Origin of the sequence: Aerococcus viridans (genome assembly GCF_001543285.1) — a bacterium.
In the GTDB taxonomy this organism is placed as follows: domain Bacteria; phylum Bacillota; class Bacilli; order Lactobacillales; family Aerococcaceae; genus Aerococcus; species Aerococcus viridans.
Genome location: NZ_CP014164.1, coordinates 957,010 through 967,616, shown reverse-complemented (window position 1 = coordinate 967,616; position 10,607 = coordinate 957,010). Strand labels below are relative to the sequence as shown.

General features: G+C 39.4%; 9 protein-coding genes. All 9 read right to left on the bottom strand.

Annotated elements, in window-relative coordinates:
- Positions 1–29: 29 nt before the first annotated feature.
- The gene (gene rseP / locus AWM76_RS04660; RefSeq protein ID WP_003141026.1) at positions 30–1,295 is read right to left on the bottom strand and encodes an RIP metalloprotease RseP; all 1,266 of its coding nucleotides are present in this window, start codon (positions 1,293–1,295) and stop codon (positions 30–32) included.
- 49 nt (positions 1,296–1,344) lie between these two features.
- Positions 1,345–2,142, bottom strand: a complete 798-nt coding sequence (locus AWM76_RS04655) for a phosphatidate cytidylyltransferase (protein WP_003141028.1) — start codon at positions 2,140–2,142, stop codon at positions 1,345–1,347.
- Between the two features lie 14 nt (positions 2,143–2,156).
- A complete protein-coding gene (locus AWM76_RS04650) occupies positions 2,157–2,903 on the bottom strand; it encodes an isoprenyl transferase (RefSeq protein ID WP_003141030.1) in 747 nt (248 codons plus the stop codon).
- A 253-nt stretch (positions 2,904–3,156) separates the two neighbouring features.
- On the bottom strand, positions 3,157–3,717 hold the full coding sequence (frr, locus tag AWM76_RS04645; protein ID WP_003141032.1) for a ribosome recycling factor: 561 nt from the start codon (positions 3,715–3,717) through the stop codon (positions 3,157–3,159).
- Positions 3,718–3,730: 13 nt separating this feature from the next.
- On the bottom strand, positions 3,731–4,450 hold the full coding sequence (gene pyrH, locus AWM76_RS04640) for a UMP kinase (RefSeq protein WP_003141034.1): 720 nt from the start codon (positions 4,448–4,450) through the stop codon (positions 3,731–3,733).
- A gap of 119 nt (positions 4,451–4,569) precedes the next feature.
- On the bottom strand, positions 4,570–5,448 hold the full coding sequence (gene tsf / locus AWM76_RS04635; RefSeq protein ID WP_003141035.1) for a translation elongation factor Ts: 879 nt from the start codon (positions 5,446–5,448) through the stop codon (positions 4,570–4,572).
- Positions 5,449–5,601: 153 nt separating this feature from the next.
- Positions 5,602–6,360: a 30S ribosomal protein S2 gene (gene rpsB / locus AWM76_RS04630; protein WP_039934631.1), complete on the bottom strand. Its 759-nt coding sequence runs from the start codon at positions 6,358–6,360 to the stop codon at positions 5,602–5,604.
- Between the two features lie 198 nt (positions 6,361–6,558).
- On the bottom strand, positions 6,559–9,759 hold the full coding sequence (locus AWM76_RS04625) for an SNF2-related protein (protein ID WP_050774096.1): 3,201 nt from the start codon (positions 9,757–9,759) through the stop codon (positions 6,559–6,561).
- Between the two features lie 327 nt (positions 9,760–10,086).
- Complete coding sequence (locus AWM76_RS04620) at positions 10,087–10,578, bottom strand: AI-2E family transporter (RefSeq protein ID WP_003141040.1); 492 nt, start codon at positions 10,576–10,578, stop codon at positions 10,087–10,089.
- Positions 10,579–10,607: the final 29 nt, after the last annotated feature.

The following is a 10,607-nucleotide window of genomic DNA, read 5'->3' as shown; positions in this document are numbered from 1 at the left end:
TTTTTAATTGGTTTGATGCAATAGATTAATTAGCCAAACATGCGCATAATATCATTCCAGGTAACTGCAATCATTAAAACAATGACAAGCACTGCACCGACGATATTGATCATGCCTTCTGTTTTAGCTTGTAGTGGTTTACCTCGTACTAATTCGACCAGGTTCAAGACTATTTTACCACCATCTAAAGCTGGTACCGGTAGTAAATTGACAATTCCTAGGTTAATACTCAAGGAAGCTAACCAAGAAATGACCCCTGTCATCCCAAAGGACACGACTTGAGAGGTAGTTTGGTACATGTAAACCGGTCCACCAAAGTTGTTGATATCAAATCCAGTTTTAAACATACCTCCAATAATAGAGAAAATACCTGTAATCATGGTCCACGCGCTAGTAAAACCAAAAGTAATTTTAGCCATAAATGACGTATCTTGCGCTCTTTGTGCCCCAATTAACCCAATTGTTTCACCTGATTCGGTCTCTGTTGCTTGTGGTGTCACCGGAACTTCTTGTTCTTTACCATCACGGTTGATGGTAAAAGTAAGTGATTGGTCTGGGTTTGATTGGACAATAGCTTGCATATCGTCAAATGATTCGACCGGTTGATCGTCGATTGACAAGATTTGGTCACCCGCCTCTAGTCCTGCTGCTTGAGCTGCAGAATCTTCTTGAACAGCACCGATTTCAGCTTCGTTTGACCAAACACCGCCTTGCATGAAGGCTAGTAGTATGAAAGCTAGAACACCTAGGATAAAGTTGTTCATTGGTCCAGCGAGATTAACGATTAGTCGTTGCCAGATGTTGGCAGATTGGAATTGACGTTCTATTGGCGCGACTTTCACGATTGTTCCGTCAGATTCAACGATGTTTGCTGTTTTTGACACTTGGTAACGGACTTTCTCTTCGCTACCGTAAGGAATACCTTCGATGAACATGTCTTCTTCTAAGTCGGCTGCCCATACTTCTAGCGGTAAGCCAGCAAAATTTTGGCCCTCATTTTCCAACGAAATAGTGTCTACAATGCCGTCTTCACCTTGTTCAATGACGACTTGCATGCCCTTAGTTAGGGTGTCTGACATTTCTTCTAACCCAGCCATACGGACGTAACCGCCGATTGGCAACATGCGTAGCGTGTATGTCGTTTCTTCAGCTTCGAAATGAAAAATTTTCGGTCCCATACCGATAGAGAATTCGCGGACTAAGATGCCCGCTTTCTTGGCAAAATAATAGTGCCCAAATTCATGGACAATCACGATAACTGAAAATATAAATATAAATGCGATAATAGTCGTCATAATGTGCTCCTTACTAAATTTATAGCTATATGATTAGCTAGGATACTTGCTAAGCTCCAAGGAATGGAATCAAGAAATAAAACATGGGTAATACCATTAATAGACTGTCAAAACGGTCAAGGAAACCGCCATGACCGGGCATAATATTACCTGAATCTTTGACTTCGTAAGTCCGTTTTAAGGATGATTCTACTAAGTCGCCCATCTGTCCTAAAAAGCCTAAAATCAGGGCTAAAATCAAATTATCCATGATTGATATGCCAAAGATGTTGTTAAAATAAAGGACAATACTTGAACATATAAAGGCCCCTATGATGCCGCCTAATGATCCTTCAATGGTTTTATTAGGTGATACTTTTGGCGCTAAGGGAGTTCGGCCAATTTGGCGACCGACTAAATAGGCAAAGGTATCGTTCCCCCAAATAATGATTAAAACGTAAATAACCGGCAAGAGCCCCATTAATCTCGTCTCAATTAATAAGTGAAAACCACGGCCAACGTATAAGGCCGCTAAACTAATGACTCCTACTTGTTCAAAGTTAATATCCTCTGGTTTGAAGACCATTATAATCAATAACATGGCTAAACCAGCGAAGTAAAGCGTCATATAGTCGATTTCTTGTGGCAGTAGTGCTAGATAATAAGACGGCAGTAGTTGTAACATCATGGTGATTAAACCGATAATCCCCCGCCATGAGGGGAATGGAATTTTTGCCATTTGTAAAATTTCATAGTAAGCAACTATTGCTATAATCGCTACCATCAAGTCGAAAGGACGACCACCTATAAATAAAAGTGGGATAAAAATGGCAAGAGCAACAACAGCGCTGATAACTCTTTGTGTCATGAGAACCCCTCTTTCTATTTGGTATCTATCGCTCCGAATCGACGGTTTCTACGTTGAAATTCGCCAACACACTCCTGCATAATAGCTTCATCAAAGTCTGGCCATTTCGTGTCAGTAAACACCATTTCACTATAGGCCAACTGCCACAATAGGTAATTCGATAAACGAACTTCCCCACTTGAACGAATCAATAAGTCTGGGTCAGCATATTCACCTAATTGAGCTGTATATAAATTGTCTGAAATGGTGTCTTCAGAAATATCTTTCACTTTCAAGTCGCCATTTGCTACTGATGTGGCAATATTTTGAACGGCTTTGGTGATTTCATCACGTGAGCCATAGTTAAAGGCAATATTCAAAATTAAACCAGTGTTGTCTTTAGTACGATCCATGGCATTTTGAATATATTTCTTTGTCCCTAGTGGTACTTTATCGAAGTTCCCACTCATGCGAACTTGTACATTGTTGTCGATTAAATCAGGTAAGATTTCATCGTTTAATACTTTGGGTAAGCCCATTAAATAATTTACTTCCGTAATTGGTCGCTTCCAATTTTCAGTTGAGAAGGCATATGCTGTCAGTACCTTCACGCCCATTTTATGTGCTGCAATGACCACACGTTTTAGGGCTTTTAATCCCTCTGAATGTCCGTCTGTTCGTTTTAATCCACGAGCCTGTGCCCATCTACCGTTTCCGTCCATAATCACTGCGATGTGATTTGGTATAGGTAATGCTGGATTATAGTTTACTTCTGTCACCATATTGAACCTCCATTTGTAATTCTAGACAATTGTATCAAAAATTTGGAGAAAAACCTATACTTATCCCCTAGCTCAACAGTTCTTTATCTCTTGACCTAGTCCATAAATTTGTTAGTAGTGAGACAAGTTCAATACCATTGAGATTTGGAAAATGACAACCATCCTCAAAGCATACGGCAAATAAAAGCCAGCAGGTCATCTCAAAATGAGGCCTGCTGGCTTTCTTTGTATGATTATCTGAACAGATGCTAGATTAAACGTTCATGATTTCGTCTTCTTTATCAGAGGCGATTTTCTCAACGTTTTTAATTGCAGCGTTTGTTAAATCTTGGATATCACTTTCGTATGAACGTACGTCATCTTCAGTGATTTCTTTTGCTTTTTCAGCTTTTTTCGTTTCATCAATCGCGTCACGACGGATGTTGCGGATAGCTATTTTAGCATCTTCCAAGTCTTTACCAACTGTTTTACTTAACTCTTTACGACGTTCTTGTGTTAAAGCTGGGATAATCAAACGAATTACTGAACCATCGTTTGTAGGTGGAATACCTAAGTCAGATTGTTGTAAAGCACGTTCGATATCATTTAAAGAACTTTTATCGTATGGAGAGATTTGTAACATACGAGGCTCTGGAATAGTGATTGTTGCCAATTGACGTAAGTCAGTTGGCACACCGTAGTATTCAACAGTAATGCCGTCTAATAAAGAAGCGTTTGCTACACCTGCACGGATGCGCGCTAGCGTACGTGTAAATGCCTCTTCAGATTTCACCATACGGTCTTTAGTTTCTTTTAGTAAATTATCAATAGCCATTGAAATTTCTCCTTTACCCTTCTATTGTTGTCCCAATTTCTTCACCAAGGATAACACGGCGGATATTGCCTTCTTCATTTAGATTGAATACAACTAAAGGAATATTGTTGTCCATGCTTAATGATGAAGCTGTAGTGTCCATTACTTGTAGGTTGTTGCTGATGACTTCTAAATGTGATAATTTATCGTATTTAACAGCAGCATCGTTCTTACGAGGATCGTCAGAATATACACCATCTACCCCGTTTTTAGCCATTAAAATCACATCTGCTTCAATTTCAGCAGCACGTAGAGAGGCTGTTGTATCTGTTGAGAAGTAAGGATTACCAGTACCCCCAGCAAAAATAACAACACGTCCTTTTTCTAAGTGACGCTCAGCACGGCGGCGGATATATGGTTCCGCGATTTGACGCATGTCAATAGAAGTTTGTACGCGAGTTGGCACCCCAATGTTTTCTAAAACATCTTGTAAACCTAGGGCATTCATGATCGTTGCTAGCATACCCATGTAGTCGGCTTGTGCACGTTCCATACCCATTTCTTCCCCAGTTTTACCACGCCAAATGTTACCGCCACCTACGACGATTGAGATTTGTACGCCTAAACGGTGAACTTCTTTGATTTCTTTAGCAATACCCTTCATGGTTTCTGGATCAATACCGAAACCGTTGTTACCTGATAAAGCCTCACCTGAAAGTTTCAAGACTACGCGTTTGTATTTAGGTTCTGTCATTCTATTCTCCTTACTAAAAAGGTTGAGAAAGAAACCTTTCCCAACCTATTTTAAATTCCCTCTTCATTACTTCTCTATTTTAAGCAAATTCAAAAAGTGTATATCGGGATGTTGTTAAATTATTTACCCATTTGAGCAGCAACTTCGCTAGCGAAATCGTCTTGGCGTTTTTCAATACCTTCGCCGACTTCAAAACGGAAGAAACCTTTGATTTCAGCATTGTTTTCTTTTGCAACTTCTGCAACAGTTTTGCTGTCGTCTAATAAGTATTTTTGATCAACTAAGCAGATTTCTGCGAAGAATTTACGTAAACGACCAGTAATCATTTTTTCAACGATTTCTTTTGGTTTACCTTCGTTTAATGATTGTTCTGTAAGAACTGCTTTTTCGTGTTCGTAAACTTCAGCAGGTACAGATTCTTCGTTTAAGAATTGAGGTTTCATACCACCGATGTGCATAGATACCATGCTAGCAAATTCAGGGTTGTTTCCGTCAATTAATGTAAGAACAGAAATACGTCCACCTTGGTGAGAGTATAGACCAAATTCTTGGTCATCTGTTTTTGTTAAAGTTTCAAAGCGACGTAATGAGATTTTTTCTCCGATTACAGCAGCTTTTTCTTTAATGTATGTATCTAAGTCTTTACCTTCAACAGTTACATCAGTTAAAGCAGCTTCTACAGTAGCAGGTTTTTGCTCTAAGATAGCTAATGCAACAGTTTCTAGTAATTCAACGAATTGATCGTTACGTGCAACGAAGTCAGTTTCAGAGTTAACTTCTACAATTACAGCGTCGTTTCCTTTAGCTACAGCTTTAGTTAAACCTTCAGCAGCAACACGGTCAGCTTTCTTAGCAGCTTTAGCGATACCTTTTTCACGTAGGAAGTCGATAGCTTTGTCCATATCTCCGTCAACTTCAACTAAGGCTTTCTTAGCATCCATCATACCTACACCAGTGCGGTCGCGTAATTCTTTAACTTGTTTTGCAGTAATTGCCATTTAAAATTTTCCTCCTAATTGCATGCATTCTTTAAAAAAAGGCTATCTTAACTAAGAAGGAAAGCCGAATATAGCTTAGACAAACTTAATCAGATAGCCATCTACTGTTTATATTTTACTACTAATTGAAGTAATCTTCAACTATAGCAAAGCTTACTCAGCAACCTCGTCTAAAACTTCGTCACCTTTGAAGTCTTCAACAGTTACATCTTGTTCAGCTTCTTCTTGAGCGCCTTGTTTAGCTTCAAGAATTGCTTCAGCCATACCACCAGTGATCAATTTGATAGCGCGGATAGCGTCATCGTTTGAAGGGATTACGTAATCTACTTCATCTGGATCACAGTTAGTATCAACCATGGCGATAACAGGGATGTTTAATTTGTGTGCTTCTTGGATCGCAATTTTTTCTTTACGAGGGTCAACAACAAACATAACATCTGGAATACGTGGCATATCTTCGATACCGCCTAAGAATTTTTCTAGACGTTCTTTTTCTTTCAATAAGCCAACAACTTCTTTTTTAGGAAGAACGTCAAAAGTACCGTCTACTTCCATTTCTTTAATGTTTTTTAAGTGTTTGATACGTTTTTGGATAGTTTCCCAGTTAGTTAAAGTACCACCTAACCAACGGTGATTTACGTAGTATTGACCTGCACGAGTCGCTTCGTCAGCGATTGAATCTTGTGCTTGTTTTTTAGTACCCACGAATAACGCGATACCATCGTTACCTACTAAATCACGCATAGCGTTGTAAGCTTGGTCTACTAACTTAACAGTTTTTTGTAAGTCAATGATGTAAATACCATTACGCTCAGTAAAGATGTATTTATCCATTTTAGGGTTCCAACGACGTGTTTGATGTCCAAAGTGAACACCAGCTTCTAATAATTGTTTCATGCTAATAACTGGCATGTTAAATTCCTCCATTTGGTTTTTATTTTTCCGCCCCTATTTCAAAGACTCGCCACTAGCAAATACTAGCACCACGCGATTCCATCCATAAGGTGTGAAATATGTGTCATTTGACACTCGAATATATTACCATAATCCACCCCCCTTTTCAAGCCATTATTTGAAAAAGGGCGAAACAGTCATGGTTGGTATTTATACTTATAAGGCTTGGCTGACACCAAGGATAAATTTCAGATCGTCCAAGCTTAGATTTTGACTGCCCGCTTGGTCACCGTCATCAAATAATTGTTCGAATAGGTAGCGCTTCTCTTCTTGAAGTTCAGCAATACGTTGCTCAATTGTCCCTTCGGTAATAAAGCGAACCACTTCAACATCATTCTTCTGACCAATCCGGTGGGCACGGCCAATAGCTTGCTCCTCCACCGCTGGGTTCCACCATAAATCATATAAGAAGATGGTATCTGCACCAGTCAAGTTGATCCCTACCCCACCAGCACGTAATGATATCAAGAAGACTGATTTATCGCCGGTATTGAATTCGTCTACTTGTTCTTGACGGATTTTTTTATTGGTTTGACCAGTCATCATGTAGTAGTCAATACCCTCTTCAGCAAGGTACTCAGACATCACGTCTAACATGCTCGTAAATTGAGAGAATACCAGTACTTTACGACCTGATTGGATGGCACGTTTCAACATAATCTTGAAGTATTCAAACTTACCAGATTGACCCGTATAGTCATTTTTCACAAGGCGTGGGTGGCAACAAATTTGACGTAAGCGTGTAATACCCGCCAATAATTCCATATGCGTTTGCCCTGCATTCGATGAATCATTATTTAACTGGTCTTGAATTTTCTTCAGGTAAGCTAGGTAAATATTCTTCTGCTCAGGGTCCAACATGCTGAATCTATCGGTAACAGTTTTTGTTGGTAACTGTAGGGCTACGTCATTTTTGGTACGACGTAGAACGAATGGACTGGCAATACGAGCTACTTCCCCTACTGACAGTTTTTGGAATTCGTGCTTATTCGGCAATAACCCAGGCACAATAATCTGCATCAAAGCCCAGAATTCATTCAAATTATTCTCCATTGGTGTACCCGATAAACCAATCCGCATAGCCGCTACTTGTTTCTTGACTGATCTATATAGAATCGTGTTGTCATTTTTGATAGCTTGGGCTTCATCTAAGACTAAAATGTCCAAATTCACTTTCTGGTAGGCTTCTTGGTCATTTCGATATGATTGGTATGAAGTCAACCAAACATCAATGGTATCGTCGTGGCGAATCGCTTCCCGTTCGTCAATCGTCCCATCTACCACGGCCACATTTAAGGTTGGTGTAAACCGCTTAAACTCATGGGCCCAGTTATATAGAACAGATGCTGGCGCCAAGACCAATGACTTTTCATGTGGGTTGTTTTCGATATAGTCAAGCACAAAGGAAATCGTTTGAACAGTTTTCCCTAGACCCATCTCATCCGCTAATAAGCCACCCAATTGGTATTTAGCTAGTCCTCTAAACCATTTCACTGACGTTTCTTGATAGTCAGATAAGGTTGCTTTCAGGTTAGCTGACGGCGTGTAGTCTTTTTCTTTAGCCCGTACAATATCATCGTAGAATTCTTCAAATACCTCATTTCCGTCCACCAATGTTTGGAATCGTAAGGTTTGGAAAATAGGGACCACGTCACCGTTCTGCCAGTCGTTATTGGCGGCAGAAATTTGTTGAAGCATACGCTTCTGTTCGTCATCCATGGTATTTTGCACGTCTATAATCCGACCATCACGTAAACGAATATATGCTTCATTTTCCATAATGGCGTTTAAAATACGGTCCACTTCAACTGGTTCAACGTCAGATAATTCAAAATCTACTGACAAGAATCGACTTCCGTCACTTGGTGTCATTTTCACAGTTGCATTGACTTTGTTGTCATAGACATTGCGCAGGAATTTACCATATTTAATGTCCCATTGGTCAATGAATAAACGACCGAAATTTTCAATATTGGTCATAACGTCGGTCAAGTTATCGAAATGTTGGACAAAGGCCCCCTTCTGCGAACTAAAGCCTAAAGCTTTTAAGGTATTTTCAACCGTCACTTCACCAGAGAAGTCACGGACTAAAACCACATCATCATCTGGTAGAACTTGGTTTTCCGCGTCATCAGAAACTAAGTATTTCCCGTATTGGTATTCAGGGGTGACATATAAATCAGATCCCTCAACATCCAAGGTTACATGAACTTGCAAGTCTTCTTGATATAAGTCAAACAATTCTTCTAATTGATCAATTTCGCTATACGCCATCAAAGTCCCACCGAATAAGCTGATAAAATAAATCATTTCTTCAGCTGGCAAGGAAATCTGATATTCGTTTTCTGCAAAGAAGCCCTGTAAAAATCGCAAGTCATCATAGAAATTGCTGTCTTGAGTGGTTTCATATAATGTTTCATCTTGAATCAGTAAACCATATTGCGCCAGCCAATTGACTGATTGATCCCAAGTTAATTGATATAAATCATTGTCTGTTTGCAAGCTAAATACCAAAGCTTTTTCCTTAGAGAATGTTGGTTTAATAGCATTACCATCAAGTTTAAAGCGGATTGAAATCCGGTTATCTGCAAGATAAAGGTCCTTCAAGCGATTTAATTCCTCACTCATCAAATAGAAACGTTGGGTGTTCTTTTTATTTTCTGGTGTATTCATCACTAGTAGCAACCACTTATTACGCAATTGGTAGGCATTCGCTAGTTCGACCATTAGGTCATAAGTGTCTTGACCAAGGGTTGCCGGTGACAACCAAATTTCCTCACGGTCCCGATTAGGTAGAATGTATAAGGTATTTTGGACAACAGCTTGGAAGAATTTATCCATATCTGTTACATAATACAAGTTGTTGACACCCACGCGAATACGCAAGTAGGCAATATCCTCATAGGAAATGATATAAGGTCTCACTTCGTCGAATTGAACTTCTAAAGTCACTTTTACTCTACTAGACCGCGGTAAACGTTTCACAGGACTGGTTACTTGACGGTGGCTTAAATAACCTTCAATGACTTCATTCACTTGTAGTTCCACTTCATCATCTACTTCTGGATAACGTTTCAATTCCTCATTAAATTGGTGAACACGCGTCATGCCCATTTCTCTTAAGAACAGTTCTACTGCAACTGTATGCTCACAGTAGCCTTTCTTTTGAAAGACCTGACACTGACACACATCTTCTTCTTTAGCAGTTCCATCTAAGATCACGGTATACGTGTCATCATCGAGTACTTCTGCACGCCAAACAGTATTTTCTTCATCTGGTACTACTTTAAGCACCCGATTTTCCTTTACCAAAGCGCGTCCTTGCTCGATTATCTTACTTGGAATACTCCACTTCATATCATACACCCCAAAATTCTGAATCTGTCGCTCATTAATTAATTTATTATATCAAACTTCTTAAGAAATTCATATGCTAAGCCACAGGATGTGAGTCAGGGTATAAGGCGAGAAGTATTATTATAGTTAGTGAATAAGCGTTCTGCTATGCTTTTTCCTATCATTATCTTCGAGGCATTAGGCACGGAATTAGCTATGCTTTAATTTCGTGTCTGACTATTCATTCTTTTTTCTCCGCTAAGGCATGATAGGAAGATTCTCACATGTTGCTGAACGCCCTTTACAAATAAAAAAGAGACCTGCTTTTATACAGATCTCTCGTTTTAATTAATTGTTGTCATAGATTTCAGCGCGTTCGATTTCTTTTACTTGAAAATAGGCTGATATCAACGGAATGACTATCCCCGCGACCATGACCCCAAATAAGTTAAAGGCGACAGTACACATTAATGTTACGACTATCGGCAACCAAAAAGGTAATTTTAAATCTTTACCGATGAGTAATGGCTGCAAGATTTCGGTCAATAATTCAACACCCAGGTAAATAGCAAATAGCCACCAACCTACTTGGGTATCCCCCTGCAACCACTCAATCAATATCCATGGAATAAAGACAACCCCTGCACCAATGACTGGTAGTAAGGCTACTAGACTAATCCCAATAGCCATTAACCAGGCCAAGTGAATGTCTAAGACCCAAAAGCCTACACCATAAATGATGACGGTTAAGAGTAATAATTTGGCTTCTGCCCCCACATACAATTTAATGTTTTGAATGGTGTGCAAGAAAACTTGTTTCCAAAATGTGGCTCTTGTCATCTTATCATCCTTTCTTAGAAATCTTCCTG